The 18,401-nt window shown below is 70.6% G+C and carries 15 protein-coding genes and 1 riboswitch; of the genes, 12 read left to right on the top strand and 3 right to left on the bottom strand.

Translation table 11 applies throughout. From position 1 onward, the window contains the following. Positions 1–52: 52 nt before the first annotated feature. The gene (locus ACSQ11_RS06205) at positions 53–1,588 is read right to left on the bottom strand and encodes a gamma-glutamyltransferase (protein WP_436004051.1); all 1,536 of its coding nucleotides are present in this window, start codon (positions 1,586–1,588) and stop codon (positions 53–55) included. A gap of 36 nt (positions 1,589–1,624) precedes the next feature. Between ACSQ11_RS06205 and ACSQ11_RS06200 the strand changes: the two genes are divergently transcribed. The 7 genes from ACSQ11_RS06200 (at position 1,625) to ACSQ11_RS06170 (ending at position 9,408) form a co-directional block, all read left to right on the top strand. Next, positions 1,625–2,410 carry an S-methyl-5'-thioinosine phosphorylase gene (locus ACSQ11_RS06200; RefSeq protein WP_436004049.1) on the top strand — a complete coding sequence of 262 codons (786 nt, stop codon included), beginning with the start codon at positions 1,625–1,627 and terminating at the stop codon, positions 2,408–2,410. Then, positions 2,407–3,801, top strand: a complete 1,395-nt coding sequence (locus tag ACSQ11_RS06195) for an amidohydrolase family protein (protein WP_436004047.1) — start codon at positions 2,407–2,409, stop codon at positions 3,799–3,801. The genes ACSQ11_RS06200 and ACSQ11_RS06195 overlap by 4 nt, the downstream gene beginning before the upstream one ends. Positions 3,802–3,804: 3 nt before the next feature. Continuing rightward, positions 3,805–4,296 carry a cupin domain-containing protein gene (locus tag ACSQ11_RS06190; RefSeq protein WP_436004045.1) on the top strand — a complete coding sequence of 164 codons (492 nt, stop codon included), beginning with the start codon at positions 3,805–3,807 and terminating at the stop codon, positions 4,294–4,296. A 138-nt stretch (positions 4,297–4,434) separates the two neighbouring features. After that, complete coding sequence (locus ACSQ11_RS06185) at positions 4,435–5,484, top strand: BMP family lipoprotein (protein ID WP_436004043.1); 1,050 nt, start codon at positions 4,435–4,437, stop codon at positions 5,482–5,484. A gap of 171 nt (positions 5,485–5,655) precedes the next feature. After that, complete coding sequence (locus ACSQ11_RS06180; RefSeq protein WP_436004041.1) at positions 5,656–6,846, top strand: ABC transporter permease; 1,191 nt, start codon at positions 5,656–5,658, stop codon at positions 6,844–6,846. A gap of 1 nt (position 6,847) precedes the next feature. Further along, complete coding sequence (locus tag ACSQ11_RS06175) at positions 6,848–7,837, top strand: ABC transporter permease (protein WP_436004039.1); 990 nt, start codon at positions 6,848–6,850, stop codon at positions 7,835–7,837. Positions 7,838–7,839: 2 nt separating this feature from the next. Further along, a complete protein-coding gene (locus ACSQ11_RS06170) occupies positions 7,840–9,408 on the top strand; it encodes an ABC transporter ATP-binding protein (RefSeq protein ID WP_436004037.1) in 1,569 nt (522 codons plus the stop codon). Between the two features lie 61 nt (positions 9,409–9,469). On the opposite strand, the gene ACSQ11_RS06165 is transcribed toward ACSQ11_RS06170, so the two are convergent. Further along, the gene (locus ACSQ11_RS06165; protein ID WP_436004035.1) at positions 9,470–9,799 is read right to left on the bottom strand and encodes a hypothetical protein; all 330 of its coding nucleotides are present in this window, start codon (positions 9,797–9,799) and stop codon (positions 9,470–9,472) included. Between the two features lie 94 nt (positions 9,800–9,893). On the opposite strand from ACSQ11_RS06165, the gene ACSQ11_RS06160 reads away from it, so the two are divergent. The 3 genes from ACSQ11_RS06160 to ACSQ11_RS06150 are packed head-to-tail and all read left to right on the top strand — an operon-like array spanning position 9,894 to position 13,304. Then, positions 9,894–10,793, top strand: coding sequence for an alpha/beta fold hydrolase (locus ACSQ11_RS06160; protein WP_436004033.1), 900 nt, complete (start codon positions 9,894–9,896; stop codon positions 10,791–10,793). A gap of 56 nt (positions 10,794–10,849) precedes the next feature. Beyond that, the gene (locus ACSQ11_RS06155) at positions 10,850–11,971 is read left to right on the top strand and encodes a ferredoxin reductase (protein ID WP_436004031.1); all 1,122 of its coding nucleotides are present in this window, start codon (positions 10,850–10,852) and stop codon (positions 11,969–11,971) included. 28 nt (positions 11,972–11,999) lie between these two features. Further along, on the top strand, positions 12,000–13,304 hold the full coding sequence (locus ACSQ11_RS06150) for a fatty acid desaturase family protein (protein WP_436004029.1): 1,305 nt from the start codon (positions 12,000–12,002) through the stop codon (positions 13,302–13,304). Positions 13,305–13,373: 69 nt separating this feature from the next. Here ACSQ11_RS06150 and ACSQ11_RS06145 read toward each other — a convergent pair whose 3' ends face one another. Then, positions 13,374–14,348, bottom strand: a complete 975-nt coding sequence (locus ACSQ11_RS06145; RefSeq protein WP_436004027.1) for a type IV toxin-antitoxin system AbiEi family antitoxin domain-containing protein — start codon at positions 14,346–14,348, stop codon at positions 13,374–13,376. Positions 14,349–14,540: 192 nt separating this feature from the next. Further along, positions 14,541–14,780: riboswitch (cobalamin riboswitch) on the top strand. A 146-nt stretch (positions 14,781–14,926) separates the two neighbouring features. On the opposite strand from ACSQ11_RS06145, the gene ACSQ11_RS06140 reads away from it, so the two are divergent. Next, positions 14,927–17,308 carry a ribonucleoside-diphosphate reductase subunit alpha gene (locus ACSQ11_RS06140; RefSeq protein WP_436004025.1) on the top strand — a complete coding sequence of 794 codons (2,382 nt, stop codon included), beginning with the start codon at positions 14,927–14,929 and terminating at the stop codon, positions 17,306–17,308. After that, positions 17,305–18,327: a ribonucleotide-diphosphate reductase subunit beta gene (locus tag ACSQ11_RS06135; RefSeq protein WP_436004023.1), complete on the top strand. Its 1,023-nt coding sequence runs from the start codon at positions 17,305–17,307 to the stop codon at positions 18,325–18,327. The genes ACSQ11_RS06140 and ACSQ11_RS06135 overlap by 4 nt, the downstream gene beginning before the upstream one ends. Positions 18,328–18,401: the final 74 nt, after the last annotated feature.

The following is an 18,401-nucleotide window of genomic DNA, read 5'->3' as shown; positions in this document are numbered from 1 at the left end:
CCCGAGACTGGCCCTGCCCGTGACCGGCCGCAACCCCGGGGGCCCGGACGGACTATGCGACCCCGACCGCGGCCTCGCGCCGGGGGTCACCGGCCGCCCGCAGCCGAGCATCGGCCCCCAGGAGGGCCGCGCCCACCCCACCGAAGTACATCGACAGCTCGCCGTGGTCGAGCCCGCGCAGACCGGTCGCCGCGACCGCCTCCTCGATCTCGGCACTCGCCTCGTGCTCGACGACCGCCTCGCCGTCCTGCTCGAAGCGAACGTGCACCCGCGGCGCCTGGATCGCGGCGTCGAGGTCGGCGCCGTGCAGGCACAGCTGCCCGAGGACCTGCATGAGCGCGGTGGTGATCCGGTCCGCACCCGGGGATCCGACGGCGAGCACGCTGCCGTCGTCGGCGCGCGCGACCGTCGGCGCCATGTTGGAGGCGAGCCTCGTGCCGGGCTCGAGGGCGTGCAGGCCGAGCCGGTTGAGCTCGGGCTCACCGAGTGCGTTGTTGAGGAGGATGCCCGTGCCCGGGATCGTCACCCCGGCGCCGTAGCCGCTCGACATCGTCACCGCGCACGCGAGCCCGTCGGAGTCGACGGCCGAGATGTGGGCCGTCGACGCCGATGTCGGCAGGCCCGCCAGCCCGTGCCGCTCCACCGTCTCCAGCAGCGCGTGCCCGTCGGCGTCGAGGTCGTGCGACACGTCGTGGACCGCGAGCCGGTAGGAGAGCACCGCCCGCTGGATGCGCAGCACGTCGTCCCACGAGAATCCCTGGGTCCGCTCGAGCTCGGACAGCATGACCGCGAGCATCGGCCCACCCACCGACGGTGGTGGGTTGACGGCGACGTCCCAGTCGCCGACGCGTCGACGCACCGGAGTCCTCTCGACCACCTCGTATGCCGTGAGGTCGGCGTCCGTGACCAGCCCACCGTTCGCGGCCATGTCGGACGCGAGCGCGCGACCGAGGTCACCGGTCACGAGCAGCGAGGCACCTTCACGGGCCACCGCGTCGAGCACGGAGGCGAGCTCGGTGTTGCGGGCGAGATCGCCTGCGACGAAAGCGGATCCGTCCGGTCGGCGAGTCAGCGCGCGGGCGCCGGTGTCGTGGCCGAAGAGGCCGTCGGCGACGAACCCGAGGTATCGGGTGGCCGCCCCGCCGATCGGGTAGCCGTCGCGGCACACACCGGCGGCGGGTGCCACGACCGACTCCCACGGACGTGAGCCAAAGCGCGTCACCGCACTCTCGCAGGCCGAGAGGGCGCCGGGGACGGCGACCGAGCCGTGGCCGGCATACATCGTCACGCCGCCGCCGTAGTCGGTGACGACCTCGCGCACTCCCCCGCCGAACGCCTCGCGCGGAAGTCCCCGGCCCGGCATCGCCACGTTGCCGTCGAGGACCACCGGCGGACCCGACGGCGGCCAGATCGTGACGAAGGCGCCACCGGCGAGGCTGACGATGCCCGGCTCGGTGCTCATCGAGGTGATGGCCGCTGCGATGGCGGCGTCGACCGCGTTGCCGCCCTCGGCGACGACCGCCTGGCCAGCGCCGAGAGAGGCCGGGCCGGTCGCCGCGACCGCCACCCGTCTCGCCCGACTCGTCATGGGTCGCATCCTCGCACCCCCCGGTAGCGTGAGCGCGTGACTCTCCACCCCCTGGGAATCATCGCGGGCACCGGCTTCTACGACCTCGACGCGCTCGACGACGCGCGCCACGAGGGGGTCGACACGGCATACGGGAGCGTGTCCGTGACCCGAGGGACCTGGCACGGGCAGCCCGTCGTCTTCGTGACCCGTCACGGCGCCGGGCACGAGGTGCCACCGCACCGGGTCAACTACCGCGCGATCATCCGGGCGCTCGCTGACCTCGGGGTGCGCGACGTGCTCGCCGTCAACGTCACCGGCGGCATCGACCCCGACCTCGAGGCGGGCGAGATCGTCTGCATCGACGACTTCCTCGACCTCACCCGTCGCCGCGAGGGGACCTTCCACGACGGCGAGGGGTCCGGCGGCGTCGTACACACCGACATGACGCACGCCTACGACCCGGTGCTGCGCCGCGAGATCCTCGACGCCGCAACCTCCATCGGGCAGCCGGTCGTCGACGGCGGCACCTACGTCTGCTTCGACGGACCGCGCTTCGAGTCGCCGGCCGAGATCCGGCTCGCCGCACTCGCCGGCGGCTCGGTCGCCGGCATGACCGGTGTCCCCGAGGTGACCCTCGCCGCCGAGGCAGGACTCCGGTATGCCGCGGTCAGCCTCGTCGTGAACCCTGCGGCGGGCGTGCGGCCGGGTGAGCCGATCACGATGGACGAGATCAGCGAGGTGCTGGCGACGGGTGCGCCCAAGGTGCTCGCCCTCGTCGACGAGCTCATCCACACGCGGTCGGTCTTCCGGTCCGACGACACCGACGCGAGCGCCTCGTGAGCCGGCTCGTCCTGCGCGACCTCGCGGTCGTCGTCACCGTCGACGCCGAGGACACGGTGCTGCGCGACGTCTCGGTCGTGGTCGAGGACGGCGTCATCACCGCAGTCGGCGCGGTCGAGGCGCGCGAGGGCGACGAGGTGGTCGACGGTCGGGGCCGGCTCGCGCTCCCCGGCCTGGTCAACCTCCACACCCACCTGCCGATGACCCTGCTGCGCGGCATCGCCGAGGGTGTCGACCTCCAGGGCTTCCTCGAGCGGGTGTGGGCGGCCGAGGGCGCGGTGATGGACCCCGCGACCGTCGAGCTCGGCGCGACGCTGGGTGCGCTCGAGTCGCTGCTCGGGGGCTGCACGACCCAGCTCGACATGTACTTCCACCACGAGGCCGCCCACCGCGGAGCCGTCGCGGCCGGTGCGCGTCACGTCGGCGGGCCGACGTTCTTCGACGGCCCGGGCCCGGACGGGCTCTCGTGGGACGAGCGCATCGCCGGGCTGCGCGCCTGGCCGGAGGTGCTGCGCGAGACCGGTGGCCCCGAGGTCCCGGTGGCGGCGATGCCGCACGCGACCTACACGAACTCGGTCGAGCACCTCGCCGAGGTGGTGTCGGTGCTGGGCGAGCTCACGCCCACCGGCGTCCTGCACACCCACGTCTCCGAGAACGCCGCCGAGAACACCGACCTGCTGGACCGCTTCGGTGCGACCCCGACGCAGCTCCTCGCCGACGCCGGCTGGTTGCGTCTGCGGATTCGGTCGCTAGAGCGACCGAATCCGCAGACGCAAGAAGGTGAGAGGGTCTCGACGGGGCCCAAGGTGGTGTTCGGGCACGGCGTGCACCTCTCCGACGCCGACCGCGCGCTCGCCGCGGCAGCCGGCGTCACCGTCGCCCACTGCCCCGGGTCCAACCTCAAGCTCGCCTCCGGGGCGCTGGACTGGCAGCGCTGGCGGTCGGACGGCATACGCCTCGGGATCGGCACCGACGGGTGCGCGAGCTCCAACGACCTCGACATGTGGCAGGCCATGCGCCAAGCCGCCCACCTCGCCGCGCTCACCAGCGGCCACCCGGAGGTGGGCGCTGCCCAGATCGTCCGAGCCGCGACCATCGACGGCGCCGCCGCGCTGGGGATCGACCACCTCGTCGGCAGCCTCGAGGTGGGCAAGCGCGCGGACCTCGTCCTCGTCGACCTCGACCAGCCGCACCTCACGCCCGTCCATGACGTCCCGGCACTGCTCGTCCACGCGGCGGGCAGGGGCGATGTCACGGACGTCGTCGTCGATGGCAGGATCGTGGTTCGCGAGCGACGCAGCACCCTCGTCGACACGCCCGACCTGCTCGACCGGTGCCGCGCCCGCGCTCGCGATGCCGCAGCCGCCGCACACGAGGTCGAGGAAGCCTGATCGATGCGTACGCCCGAGCAGATCATCGCCGAGCACAAGATGCAGCCCATCCCGGACGAGGGCGCCTGGTTCGCCGAGGGCCCGCGGACGCAGGGGCTGTCGTCGATCCTCGTGCTGCTCACCTCGGCGCCCGACGGGTTCTCGGCGATGCACCGGCTCGAGGTCGACGAGGGGTGGCAGTGGCTCGAGGGGGCACCGGCTGCGCTGCTCCGCCTCAAGGAAGGGCCGCGGCGCAACCACGGCACCCTCACCCTGCTCAACGCGCAGCGCCGGCAGATGCTCGTGCGCTCGGGGGTCTGGCAGGGAGCGGCGACGATGGGCGCGTGGACCCTGCTCTCGTGCTGGTGCAGCCCGGCCTTCCGGCCGCAGCACTTCACCCTCGGTGAGCGCGGGCACCTGTCCGTGACCTTCCCGGCGTATGCCGCCGAGATCGCCGCGCTGACCCGTGACACCTCTCCCGGGCGGCTCGCGGCGGCGGGCGAGGGCCGCGCCTGACAGTCCCGAAGCGCCCTGACCTGCACGGATCGACTGGCCAGTAACGACACGGCAACGGATTTTCAAGCCGGTCTCAGGGCGTGGTTTTCGCCGCTAGCATTCGGGGGCATCCTGCACACCCCCAAGGAGTAGACCCCTATGAAGGCCAAGCCTTTCCTCGTCGCGGCACCCGCCGCCCTCGCCCTCGTCCTCGCTGGCTGTGGCGGCAGCACTGGTGACACCAGCTCCGACGGCAGCTCGGCGGCCCCCAAGGACTGCTCCTCGACGGAGACGTTCTGCATCGGACTCGTCACCGACACCGGCTCGGTCGACGACAAGAACTTCAACCAGGCCGCCTGGGAAGGCGTCAAGGCCCTCGAGGGCGACGGCGTCCAGACGAAGTACATCGAGACCAAGGACGCGAAGGACTACGCGAACAACCTCAAGCAGTTCACCGACCAGAAGTACGACGCGATCGTCACTGTCGGCTTCCTCATGGCCGAGGCCACGGTGACCGCCGCCAAGGCGAACCCCAACGTCAAGTTCATCGGTGTCGACCAGTTCCAGGACGAGAAGGCCACCGCGCCCAACGTCACCGGCCTGATCTTCCCCGAGGCCAACGCCGGCTACGCCGCGGGCTACATGGCGGGTCTCATGACCAAGACCAACAAGCTCGGCATCGTCCTCGGCGCCGAGATCCCCCCGACCCAGGCCTACGCCAAGGGCTACGAGCAGGGCTCCAAGGCCGCCAACCCCAAGGTCACGGTCGCGAAGGTCTACCACCCGGCTGGCGACAACGCCTTCTCCGACTCCCCGTGGGGCGCCGGCGAGGCCAAGAAGATGCTCGCGCAGGGCGCGGACTTCATCTTCGGCGCCGGTGGCGGCACGGGCAACGGCGCGATCGGTGAGGCTGCCAAGACCTCCGGCGCCGGCTCGTCGATCTTCTGCATCGGTGTCGACGTCGACCAGTGGGAGACCGTCCCCGAGGCCCACCCGTGCCTCGTGACCTCGGCCGAGAAGAAGCTCACCCAGGGCACCACGGACCTGCTCAACCAGGCCAAGGACGGCTCGATCAAGGGCGGCAACTTCGTCGGCACCACCGGCCTGTCGCCGTTCCACGACTTCGACTCGAAGATCCCCGCCGACGTCAAGACCAAGGTCGCCGACGTCATCAAGCAGCTCGAGGACGGCACGCTCAAGATCGCCTGACCGCAGCACCCGCTCGGCACTGTCTGGCACCACCGGACCGGCTCCGTCGAACCTGTTGGTCCGACATCCCGGTCGGCTACAGTCCGAGCATGATTTCGACGGAACGGGTGCCCTCCCCGGAGGGCACCCGTTCCTCCGTTCAGACCCCTGTCACGACACCCACGGAGAGTCATGGTTGACCCCGACCGCCCGCCGGCGAAGGACGCGCCCCCCGCCGCGCCGGACGCCCCCGCCAAGGACGCCCCCACGGTGCCCGTCGTCGCCGAGCGCGGCGCGCCGCCGCCGCCCACGGGCCTGCTCGGCTTCCTCGTCCGCCACCAGGCGATCGTCGTCCCGCTCATCGCGGTCGTGCTCGCGTTCGCCATCGGCGCGATCCTCATCCGGGCGCAGGGCTTCAACCCCACCTACGCGTACCAGCGCCTCTTCACCCACTCGTTCCTCACCGAGTCGGGCCTGCTCGCGACCCTGCAGAAGACGACCCCGCTGATCCTCGTCGGCCTCGCCGTGGCGATCCCGCTCAAGGTCGGCCTCTTCAACATCGGCGGCCAGGGACAGCTCATGGCCGGTGGCATCGGCGCGGCCTGGGTCGGCTACGCCCTGCGCGACCTGCCCGCCGCCCTGCTCGTCATCGTCGCCGTCGTCGTCGCCGTCCTCTTCGGAGCCATGTGGGCCTCGATCGCGGCGCTGCTCAAGACGACCCGCGGCGTCCACGAGGTCATCTCGACGATCATGCTCAACTCGATCGCCGTGGGCATCATCGACTGGCTCATCAACGGCGGTCCCCTCTCGGACCCGGGCCAGCCCTTCCCCGCCTCGCACGCCGTCCCCGAGGCGGCGCGGCTCAACCCGCTCGGCGTCATCCCGTGGGGACTGCCGGTCGCGCTCATCCTCGCCGTGGCCGTCGCGTGGATGCTCGGCCGCACGACCCTGGGCTTCGAGCTCCAGACCGTGGGCCGCAACAAGTTCGCAGCCGGGTATGCCGGCATCTCGACGACGCGGACCACGCTCATCGCCATGGCGATGTCGGGTGCGCTCGCCGGACTCGCCGGTGCCTTCGAGCTGCTCCAGATCGAGCCCTACCGCTACCAGAACGGCATCGCCGGCTCGCTCGGCTTCGACGGCATCACCATCGCGCTGCTCGCCCGCGGCAACCCGCTCGGCACGATCCCGGCGGCGATCCTCGTCGGCGCCATGCGCGCCGGGGCGCCGACCCTGCAGTTCGAGCTCGGCATTCGTCCCGAGGTCGTCGACGTCCTCCTCGCCATCACGCTGCTCATGGTCTCGCTGCCGGTCATCGCCAAGTGGATCTTCCGCCGGCACACGGTCAAGCAGACGCAGCTCGCCGGAAGCTGGGGTGCCTGACATGGAATGGGTTCAGCGCAACAAGATCTGGGCCGGGACGGCACTGCTCGTCCTCGCCGCCGCATACGTCTTCTACTTCATCAACCCCAACATCGCCGTCTCGATGTTCTCGAACGCATGGTTCCTCGCGGTGCCGCTCGTCCTCGGCGCCATGGTCGGTGTCATCGGTGAGCGCTCCGGCGTCGTCAACATCGGCATCGAGGGCCAGATGCTCGTCGGGGCGTTCGCGGGCTTCTTCGCGGCCGCGGCCGCGCAGTCGGTCCTCGTCGGTGTCATCGTCGGCGCCCTGTCCGGCATCGTCATGGGCGCGTTCCTCGCGTTCACGACGGTCAAGGGCCAGCTCGACCAGATCATCGCCGGTGTCGTCATCAACATCGTGGCGACGGGCATCACGTCCTTCTACTACGAGTCGGGCAAGACGATCCCGCGTGGCCTGCCGAACTTCGACGTGCCGCTGCTGTCGAAGATCCCGCTCATCGGCCCGGTCTTCTTCTCGGACGGCCCGATCGCGCTCTTCGCACTCGTCATCGCGATCGTGCTGCACTTCCTGCTCTTCAAGACGCGCTGGGGCCTGCGGACCCGGGCCGTGGGTGAGTACCCCTCGGCCGCCGACACCGCCGGCATCAACGTCGTCGCGCTGCGGCTCGTCAACGTCACCCTGGCCGGCACGCTCGCCGGCATCGCGGGTGCCTACCTCTCGATGGAGGCGACGAGCACCTTCGAGCGCGGCATGAGCTCGGGCCGAGGCTTCCTCGCGCTCGCCATCCTCATCTTCGGCGCGTGGCGTCCCCTGCGGGCCCTGGCGGCGGCGCTGTTCTTCGGCTTCATGTCGGCGTCGGCCTCGCAGCTCCAGGCGAGCAACGTCGTCAACATCCCCCAGCAGTTCATCAACCTCCTGCCCTACGTCCTCACCCTCGTCGTGCTCGCCGCGGCCGCGGGTCGGGTCCGGGCACCGGGTGCCGTCGGGCAACCGTTCGTGAAGGGCGACTGACCATGCAGACCCCGTCCAGCACCCCGCCGCAGTCCGGCGAGACCGCCGGCTCGCGCGAGACCCTCCTCGAGCTCGAGGGCCTGTCGAAGTCCTTCGGCACCGTCCACGCCAACCAGGACATCTCGCTGCGGGTCGACCGCGGCGAGATCGTCGCGCTCCTCGGTGAGAACGGCGCCGGCAAGTCCACCCTGGTCAAGCAGATCTTCGGCCTCATGACCCCGGACTCCGGCACGATCACCATCAAGGGCGACTCGAGCCGGATCAAGGACCCCAAGGACGCGATCCGACGCGGCATCGGCATGGTCCACCAGCACTTCCAGCTCGTCCCGGTCATGACCGTCGCCGAGAACATGATGCTGGGCCACGAGACCGCCAAGGGCGGCATCCTCGACCTCGACGGCGCCCGCAGGATGGTCAAGGAGCTGTCGGCCAAGCACAATCTCAGCGTCGACCCCGACGCCGAGATCGAGGACCTCCCCGTCGGCACCCAGCAGCGCGTCGAGATCCTCAAGGCCCTCTCCCGCCGGGTCGACCTGCTCATCCTCGACGAGCCGACCGCGGTGCTCACGCCGCAGGAGACCGACGAGCTCCTCGGCGTCATGAAGGAGCTCGCCGCCGGCGGCACGTCGATCGTCTTCATCACCCACAAGCTGCGTGAGGTGCTCGCGGTGGCCGACCGCTGCTACGTCCTGCGGCAGGGCAAGGTCGTCGGCGGGGTCGACGACCTCACGAGCACGACGACGAGCGATCTCGCCTCGATGATGGTCGGCCGCGACGTCGTCCTGCGCGTCGACAAGGCCGAGGCCACCCCCGGTGACACGGTCCTGTCGATCAAGGGGCTCCAGGTCAAGGACGACCGCGGCCTCCCCGCCGTCGACGGGTTCGACCTCGAGGTGCGGGCGGGCGAGATCGTCGGCCTCGCCGGAGTCGAGGGCAACGGACAGCGCGAGCTCGTCGAGAGCATCGCCGGCATGCGCCCCTCGATCGGTGGCACCGTCCGCCTGGGCGCCGACGACATCACGAAGTCCAACGCGCACGACACCAACAACGCCGGTGTCGGTCACATCCCCGAGGACCGCGAGAAGCACGGCATCGTCGGTGGGTGGTCGATCGCCGACAACCTCGTCCTCAACTGCTACGACGAGGCGCCCTACTCCAAGGGGTTCGTGCGCGACTTCGGCGCCGTGCGCGAGCACGCCGTCAAGCTGCGCGAGGAGTTCGACATCCGCTCGCCCAGCGTCGACGTGCCTGCCGGCTCGCTGTCCGGTGGCAACAAGCAGAAGGTCGTCGTCGCCCGCGAGATGACCGCACGGCCGCGGCTGCTCATGGCGGCGCAGCCCACGCGTGGTGTCGACGTCGGCTCGATCGAGTTCATCCACCGCCGGATCGTCGAGGCCCGCGATGCCGGAGCCGCGGTCCTGCTCGTGTCGGCCGAGCTCGACGAGGTCCTCTCGCTGGCCGACCGGATCGCCGTGATCCACGGCGGCAGGGTCGTCGCCGAGGTCGCCGGCAAGGACGCCGACCGCACCGAGATCGGCCGCCTCATGGCCGGGGACACCGACTCCCACTGACGCAACGAGAGATGCCCCGGTATGCCGGCCACCCGGCATACCGGGGCATCTCACGTCGGTGTCAGCGGCAGGCGTCGGCCATCTTCGCGAGCGTGGACTCCGGCGGGGTGCCGTCGGAGGCGACGACGTCCTCGGCCGCCGTGAGCAGCTCGGACTCCACGCCGAGGCCCTGGGCGAGGTCGATCGCCGAGCCGAGCGTCTCACGGTCCGACTCGCTGAGGTCGCGGTCGGCGACGAGCGGGCACACGGTGCCGCGCAGCTCACGCACGGCCGACTCCTTGGCCTGCGACGTGGCAGCGGACGCCGCGTCGGAGGCGATGTCCTCGGCGGCCGAGCAGCCGCCGAGCAGGGCGGCGGAGGCGAGGAAGGGGATGGCGAGGTGGCGCGTCATGCGCCGAAGTCTCGCAACGCTTCCTGAGCCGTGGCTGACAAGGTTCTGGGCCGTCAGGCCTCTCCCGGGCGGTCGGCGCTGACAGGCTGGACCCATGACGACCGAGACCTCGCAGCCGGACGCGCGGACCGCCACCCTCGAGCTCCCCGACGTGGACCTCGTCCACGACGTGCGAGGGCCGCTCCCCACCGCCGACGGCCGGCCGCCGCTGCTCATGATCGGCCAGCCGATGTGCGCCGACGGGTTCGAGGCGTTGGCCCGGGAGTTCACCGACCGCACCGTCGTCACCTACGACCCGCGCGGTCTCGGGCGCAGCTCGACCCGGCGCGACGGCCGCCAGGACCAGAACCCGCAGGACCAGGCGGCCGACCTGCACGCCCTCGTCGAGCACCTCGGCGCCGGCCCCGTCGACGTGTTCGCGAGCAGCGGCGGCGCGGTGGCCGCGCTCGAGTGGGCTGCGACGCACCCCGAAGACCTCGCCACCGTGGTGGCCCACGAGCCACCGTCGCTGTGGGCGCTGCCCGACGCCGAGGCGGCCACGCAGGCCTTCGAGCGGGTGACGTCGACCTACGCCGAGCGCGGCTTCGGCGCAGGCATGGCCGAGTTCATCGGGATGTCCGGGTGGCAGGGCGAGTTCACGCAGGAATTCCTCGCGCAGCCGCCCGCCGACCTCGCGCAGTTCGGCCTCCCGCCCGAGGATGACGGCTCGCGCGACGACCCCCTCCTCTCCGACCGCTCGGCCACCGTGACGTCGTCACGACCGGACCTCGACGCACTGCGCAGCAGCTCGGCGAGCATCGTCATCGGCGTCGGCGAGGAGACGGGCGACGCCGTCACCGCCCGGGCGGCCCGCGGCGTCGCCACGGAGATCGGCCTGCCGCTCGTCGTCTTCCCCAGCCACCACGGTGGGTTCGCGAGCGCCGAGGGCCCGTGGCCCGGCAAGTCGGTCGAGTTCGGGGCCCGGCTGCGCGAGGTCCTCGACGGCGCCCTGTGACGAGACCCATACCTACGGACTCGTAACCTACGCAATCGTAGGTTACGCTGGCGTACGTGACTGCAACGCTGAACCGACCCTCCGCGACCCGGCAGCCCCAGCCTGCCCGGCGTCTCGCCGGTCTCCTCGACGGCGCACGCAAGGTCGCCCAGGCACTGGCCACGCCACTCGTGCCCGCCGACTACCTCGACCTCATCGACCCGCTTCGCGCCGGCGCCGACCTGCGCGGCCGCATCGTCGACGTCACCCCCGAGACGGCCGACTCCGCGACAATCACGATCCAGCCCGGCCGCGGCTGGGCCGGTCACGCACCGGGCCAGTACATCCGGATCGGGATCGACATCGACGGCGTCCGCCACTGGCGCGCCTACTCGCTCACGCACCGGGCCGACACCCCCGACGGGCTCATCACCATCACGCCCAAGGCGATCCCCGACGGCACGGTGAGCAACCACCTCGTGCACGCGACGGCACCGGGCACCCTCGTCATGCTCGACCAGGCGACGGGTGACTTCACCCTCCCGGCGACCCTGCCCGAGCGCACCCTCTTCGTCACCGCCGGATCGGGCATCACGCCCGTCATCGGCATGCTGCGCAACCACCTCGACGAGCTCGGTGACGTCGTCCACGTCCACTGCGCGCCGAGCGAGCGCGACGCGATGTTCCGTGACGAGCTTCTCTCGTATGCCGTCGCGCGCCGGCTCACGCTCCACGAGAACCACGACGACGTGGCCGGGGTCCTCGACCTCGCCTCGCTCGACACCCTCGTGCCCGACTGGCGCGAGCGCGAGGTGTGGGTCTGCGGCCCCACCGGACTGCTCGACGCCGCCGAGGCTCACTGGGAGGCTGCGGGTCTCGCCGACCGCCTGCACGTCGAGCGCTTCCGGCCCAGCGTCGTCGAGCCCGGCGAGGGCGGCACCGTGACCTTCGACAAGAGCACCATGACCGTCGAGGCCGACGGCGGCACCCCGATCCTCGACGCCGGCGAGGCCGCCGGCGTCCTCATGCCGAGCGGCTGCCGGATGGGCATCTGCTTCGGCTGCGTCGTGCCGCTGCGTGAGGGCGCCGTCCGCGACCTGCGCACCGGCGAGATCACCTCCACCGACGAGAACTCCGGCACCGTCCCGATCCAGACCTGCGTGAGCGCCGCCGCCGGCGCCTGCGCCATCGACCTCTGAACCCCGCGAGAGACCCAAGGAGACACCCATGACCCTCGCCCCCGAACGCACCAGCACCGCTGCCGCCCGCACCGGCGTGAACTCGCGCCTGTCCGTGACGAGCGCGGAGCCACGCCCCCAGCGCCCCGAGCTCAAGAAGTCCGGCCGCCCCAACCCGGCCGCCCACCTCAGCCCCGAGCAGATCGAGGAGATCGGGCGCGAGCTCGACGCGATCCGCGCGGAGGTGATGGACTCCCGCGGAGCCAAGGACGCGGCATACATCAGGAAGGTCATCAAGACCCAGCGCTACCTGGAGATGGGCAGCCGAGCCGCCCTCCTCTTCTCCGGGGTCAAGTACCGCGGCGTCCGCCCGTTCTGGTGGATCGGCACGGCCGGCCTCTCCGTCTCCAAGATCCTCGAGAACATGGAGATCGGGCACAACGTCATGCACGGCCAGTGGGACTGGATGCGTGACCCCAAGATCCACTCGACCGCGTGGGAGTGGGACAACGCCTCCCCGTCGAGCCAGTGGAAGCACAGCCACAACGAGATCCACCACACGTTCACCAACGTGCTCGGCCGCGACAACGACCTCGGCTACGGCATCCTGCGCGTCGATGAGGACCAGAAGTGGACGCTGTTCTACCTCTTCCAGCCGATCTGGCACGTCGCCAACGCGCTGATGTTCGAGTACTCCATCGCGGCCTACGACCTCGAGCTCGGTGGCTACCTCGCCAAGAAGAACCGGCTCTCCGACGAGGAGAAGGCGAAGTTCAAGAAGGACGCCGACGAGGTCGTCGCCAAGATCAAGCGCCAGGCCACCAAGGACTACGTCGTCCACCCGGCGATGGCGGCCGCGACCTTCACGGGCTCGACCCGCCACACTCTCACCGCCAACATCGTCGCCAACCTCGTGCGCAACGTGTGGACCAACACCGTCATCATCTGCGGCCACTTCCCGCCCGGCATCGAGACGTTCGAGAAGACCTCGATCGAGGGTGAGACCCGTGGCGAGTGGTACCTGCGCCAGATGCTCGGCTCGGGCAACATCCACGGCTCCAAGGCCATGCACGTCATGACCGGCAACCTCAGCCACCAGATCGAGCACCACCTCTTCCCGGACATGCCGAGCAACCGCTACGCCGAGATCGCGCCCAAGATCCGCGACCTCATGGAGCGCCACGACCTCAAGTACGTCACCGGCTCGCTCGCCAAGCAGGTCGGCGGCGTCTACTGGAAGGTCGTCGAGCTCTCACTGCCCAACAAGGTCGAGGGCAAGCGCCGCCGCGACACCATCCTCAAGGCCGCCAAGAAGGCCATCAAGGGCAAGGGCGGACAGGGCCGCCGCTACTGACCCTCCTCACCAGCCACTCGAGTGGAGGATCGCAGGGACCATGACCCCTGTGATCCTCCACTCGGCGTCTCAGGCTGCGGCACGCCTCACCGCGCAGCCTCGCGAACGGCACGGGTGGGGGCTTCCGACCCACCCGCGCGCCTGCAGGATCGTCCCGACCTCGGCCGCGGTGCGGCAGGCACCCGACGTCACGTCGGGCCAGAACACGCGAAGGGTGACGTCACCGCCGATGGCCACCTCGCGGTCCCGCTGACCGTCACGCACTCGGTCGGCCCAGCGCTCGTGCCCCACCCGTCCGTCCACCTCCACAACAAGCCGGTATGCCGCATAGCGGTTGTCGTGGTGACGTCGCCTCCCGGCATCGGTCACGCCCTGCCGCTCACCAGCAGGCAATCCGTGGGCCCGCTCGACGTCGCGGATGTAGCGGACCTCGGCCGGGCTCTCGGCTCCTTCTTCGACGTCGCCCAGCACGTCGCGCAGCAGCGGTCGGTGCGGATGCCCCCGTCGGCGGCCGAGCTCCGCCCTCAGCTGGCCCACATTGACCCGGCGTCCCTGCACCGCGCTCGTCACCCACCTCAGTGCGGCGTCGGCATCACCCTGGGCCGCGCAGTCGAGCACCGTCGCGGCCACGGTGGTTCGGGCCGGCTCTTCGAGCTCGTCGAGGTAGCCCACCCAACGTGTCGATCGCCGCAGCACCACCCCCGGCGGCGCCGCCACCCGGCGCCGTGCGGGCACGACGATCGTGACGACCGAGGGCGGCCGCGACGTGAGCCCCCACCAGGTGGCCGCGGTCGTGTCGGCGAACGCCGCCGCACACTCGAGACCGGGCACGTCGACAAAGAGCAACGCCGCCAGGGCTGACGTGCGCCAGTCGTCGCGACCCGGCACCGTGAGATAGACCCCTGTGTGCAGACGCTTCCACCGACCGGAGTCGACCCGCCACCTCAGCGTGTCATCGGTGAGTCCTGCCGCGAGGCACTGGGCGCGGGTGAGCAGGTCGCGCTGGCTGTCGGCAGCGCGTCGCAAGACTCTCCAGTCGGCCATGCACCCCAGCCTGACCGAACCTGCCGACCCGGCCCGCCGCTCATCCACAGGCACTCCTGACCCGCCGCCGCAGCCAAGTGGAGGATCGCGGGGACCATGACCCCGGCGATGCTCCACTCGAGGTTCCGACATCAGCCCGAACCGACACGCCGACACCACATGTGGTTCCCACCGCCCAGCCGGGCACCACATACGGTGGGTCTCGCAGCTGGTTCGGCGCTCCACCCAGGCGCGTCGAGGCAACAGGGAACCCGGTGCAAGTCCGGGACTGCCCCGCAGCGGTGAGTGGGAACGACCGCCATCCCACACGGCATACACGTCGTGTCGGCAGCACTGCACCTTCGGGTGTGGGAAGCGATGGCCACTAGGCGGCTCGGTGACAACCGGGCCGAGCCCGCGAGTCCGAAGACCTGCCAGCGCACCGTGCCCGACGGGCACGGTGGTCCGACGCCGCGCGGGACGGCCGACGGCAGGTTTGCGCGTGCTCGGCCACCCCTGAACAGGTATGCCGTCCGCTCCCCTCGTCGTCCTCCCCGTGCGACCCGGACCCTCCAGTCTGGTCTCGCGAGGAGAGAGTCATGACAGTGGTGGAAGCGTCCACACGTCCGCAGATGCACGTCCGCAAGCGCAACGGCGACCAGGAGGTCGTCGACGTCGGCAAGATCGTCCGCGCCGTCGAGCGGGTCAGTGGTGACCTGCTCGAGATCGACCCGCTGCGGGTCGCGACCCGCACGATCAGCGGGCTCTACGACGGCGCGAGCACCCAGGAGCTCGACCAGCTGTCGATCCAGACGGCCGCGCAGATGATCGGCGAGGAGCCGCAGTACTCGCGGCTCGCTGCCCGGCTGCTGTCGGGCTACCTCGACAAGGAGGTCCGCGGTCAGGGCGTCGCGTCGTTCAGCCAGTCGGTCGCGCTCGGGCACGCCGAGGGGCTCATCGGCGACGACACCGCGCGGTTCGTCAAGGACCACGCCCGCAAGCTCGACACGGCCATCGACCCGTTGGGGGACAACCGGTTCGAGTACTTCGGCATCCGCACGGTGGGTGACCGCTACCTGCTGCGCCATCCCACGTCGCGGCTCGTCATCGAGACGCCGCAGTACTTCCTGCTCCGCGTGGCGTGCGGTCTGGCGACGTCGGCGAAGGAGGCGATCAAGTTCTACCGGCTCATGTCGAGCCTGGCCTACCTGCCGTCGAGCCCGACGCTCTTCAACTCCGGCACGGCGCACCCGCAGATGAGCTCGTGCTACCTCGTCGACAGCCCGCGCGACGACCTCGACTCGATCTACTCGCGCTACCAGCAGGTCGCCCGGCTCTCGAAGTTCGCCGGTGGCATCGGCATCGGCTTCTCCCGGATCCGCAGCCGCGGCGCGCTCATCCGCGGCACCAACGGTCAGTCCAACGGCATCGTGCCGTTCCTGCGCACGCTCGACTCGTCGGTCGCGGCGGTCAACCAGGGCGGGCGTCGCAAAGGCGCGGCCTGCGTCTACCTCGAGCCGTGGCACCCCGACGTCGAGGAGTTCCTCGAGCTGCGCGACAACACCGGCGAGGACGCACGTCGCACGCACAACCTCAACCTCGCCCACTGGGTCCCGGACGAGTTCATGCGGCGGGTCGAGGCCGACGAGCAGTGGTCACTCATCGACCCCGACCAGGCGCCCGAGCTCGTCGACCTCTGGGGGCCGGCCTTCGACGAGGCCTACCGTCGGGCCGAGTCCGAGGGTCGCTACGTCCGCCAGGTCAAGGCCCGCGACCTCTTCGCCCGGATGATGCGCACCCTCGCCCAGACCGGTCAGGGCTGGATGACGTTCAAGGACGCGTCGAACCGCACGTGCAACCAGACCTCGGACTCGGGCGAGGTCGGTGCCCCGATGGTGCACCTGTCCAACCTGTGCACCGAGATCATCGAGGTGTCCTCCGACGGCGAGACGGCCGTGTGCAACCTCGGCTCGGTCAACGTCGCCGCGCACCTCAGCGCCGACCGCACGGAGGTCGACTGGGAGCGGCTGCGCGAGACCGTCCGCACGGCGGTGCCGTTCCTCGACCGGGTCATCGACGTCAACTTCTACCCGTCGCCGGAGTCGGCGGCGAGCAACCCCCGCTGGCGCCCGGTCGGCCTCGGGCTCATGGGCCTGCAGGACGTCTTCTTCGCCCTGCGGCTGCCGTTCGACTCCCCCGAGGCCAAGGAGCTGTCGACCCGCATCTCCGAGGAGATCTACCTCACCGCGCTCGAGGTCTCCTGCACGCTCGCCGAGCGCGAGGGTGCGCACCCGGCATACGACACGACGCGGGCGAGCCGAGGACAGCTGCAGCCCGACCTCTGGGACGTCACCGGCACCCAGAGCGAGCGGTGGGCCGCGCTGCGCGAGCGGATCGCCGAGCACGGGCTGCGCAACAGCCTGCTCATCGCCATCGCCCCGACGGCGACGATCGCGTCGATCGCCGGCTGCTACGAGTGCATCGAGCCCCAGGTGTCCAACCTCTTCAAGCGCGAGACGCTGAGCGGCGAGTTCATGCAGGTCAACAACGCCCTCGTGCGCGAGCTCAAGTCCCGCGACCTGTGGAGCCCCGAGGTCCGCGAACAGATCAAGCGGGCGGAGGGGTCGGTGCAGGGAATCACGGCGCTGCCCGAGGACGTGCGTCACCTCTTCCGCACCGCGTGGGAGCTGCCGCAGCGGGCACTCATCGAGCTCGCCGCCGCACGCCAGCCGTTCATCGACCAGAGCCAGAGCCTCAACCTCTTCCAGGCCTCCCCGACCATCGGCAAGCTCAGCTCGATGTACCTCTTCGCGTGGAAGTCCGGCCTCAAGACGACCTACTACCTGCGCTCGCGTCCAGCGACCCGGATCCAGCAGGCGACGACGAGCATCACACCGTCGACCCCTGCCCTCACCATCACCGACGAGGCGGCGGTCGCCTGCTCCCTCGAGAACCCCGAGACCTGCGAGGCATGCGAATGACCCTGTCCCACACCGAGACCCGGATGCTCCTCGACCCCGGCATGAACCTCACGCTGCGGCCGATGCGCTACCCGCACTTCTACGACCGCTACCGCGACGCCATCAAGAACACGTGGACCGTCGAGGAGGTCGACCTCCACTCCGACCTCGCCGACCTGCGCAAGCTCACGGCGGCCGAGCGGCACCTCGTGTCACGGCTCGTCGCGTTCTTCGCCACAGGCGACACGATCGTCGCGAACAACCTCGTGCTCAACCTCTACCAGCACATCAACTCGCCGGAGGGGCGGCTCTACCTCAGTCGCCAGCTCTTCGAGGAGGCCGTGCACGTGCAGTTCTACCTCACGCTGCTCGACACCTACGTGCCCGACGAGACCGAGCGGCACGAGGCGTTCGCGGCGGTCGACACCATCCCGTCGATCAAGCACAAGGCCGACTTCTGCTTCCGCTGGATCGACTCGGTCTTCGACCTCGACGCGCTGCAGACGCGCGAGCACCGTCGGGCGTTCCTGCTCAACCTCATCTGCTTCGCGGCGGTCATCGAGGGCCTGTTCTTCTACGGCGCGTTCGCCTACGTCTACTTCCTGCGCTCGCGCGGGCTGCTCAACGGGCTCGCGTCGGGGACGAACTGGGTCTTCCGCGACGAGTCGATGCACATGGCGTTCGCGTTCGACGTCGTCGACACCGTCCGCGAGGAGGAGCCCGACCTCTTCGACGACGAGATGGCCGCGCAGGTCCGCCAGATGCTCGTCGAGGGCGTCGAGGCCGAGGCGCAGTTCGCCGAGGACCTCCTCGGCGGCGGCGTCGCCGGGCTGTCCACGACCGACATGCGCTCCTACCTCGAGCACGTCGCGGACCGACGGATGCAGCGCCTCGGCCTCGAACCGATCTTCGGCTCGCCCAACCCGCTGGCCTTCATGGAGCTGCAGGACGTCCAGGAGCTCTCGAACTTCTTCGAGCGCCGCGTCTCGGCCTACCAGGTGGGGGTGAGCGGCTCGGTCGGCTTCGACGAGGACTTCTGACCCGGGCGCCCACCGGGCGAGAAGCCGACGACGCGCGTATGCCGTGTGCTCCCGCAGGGGGGACCACACGGCAT

This window comes from Knoellia sp. LjRoot47 (genome assembly GCF_964253435.1).
Lineage (GTDB): Bacteria > Actinomycetota > Actinomycetes > Actinomycetales > Dermatophilaceae > Knoellia.
This window is presented reverse-complemented; position numbering and strand designations above follow the sequence as displayed.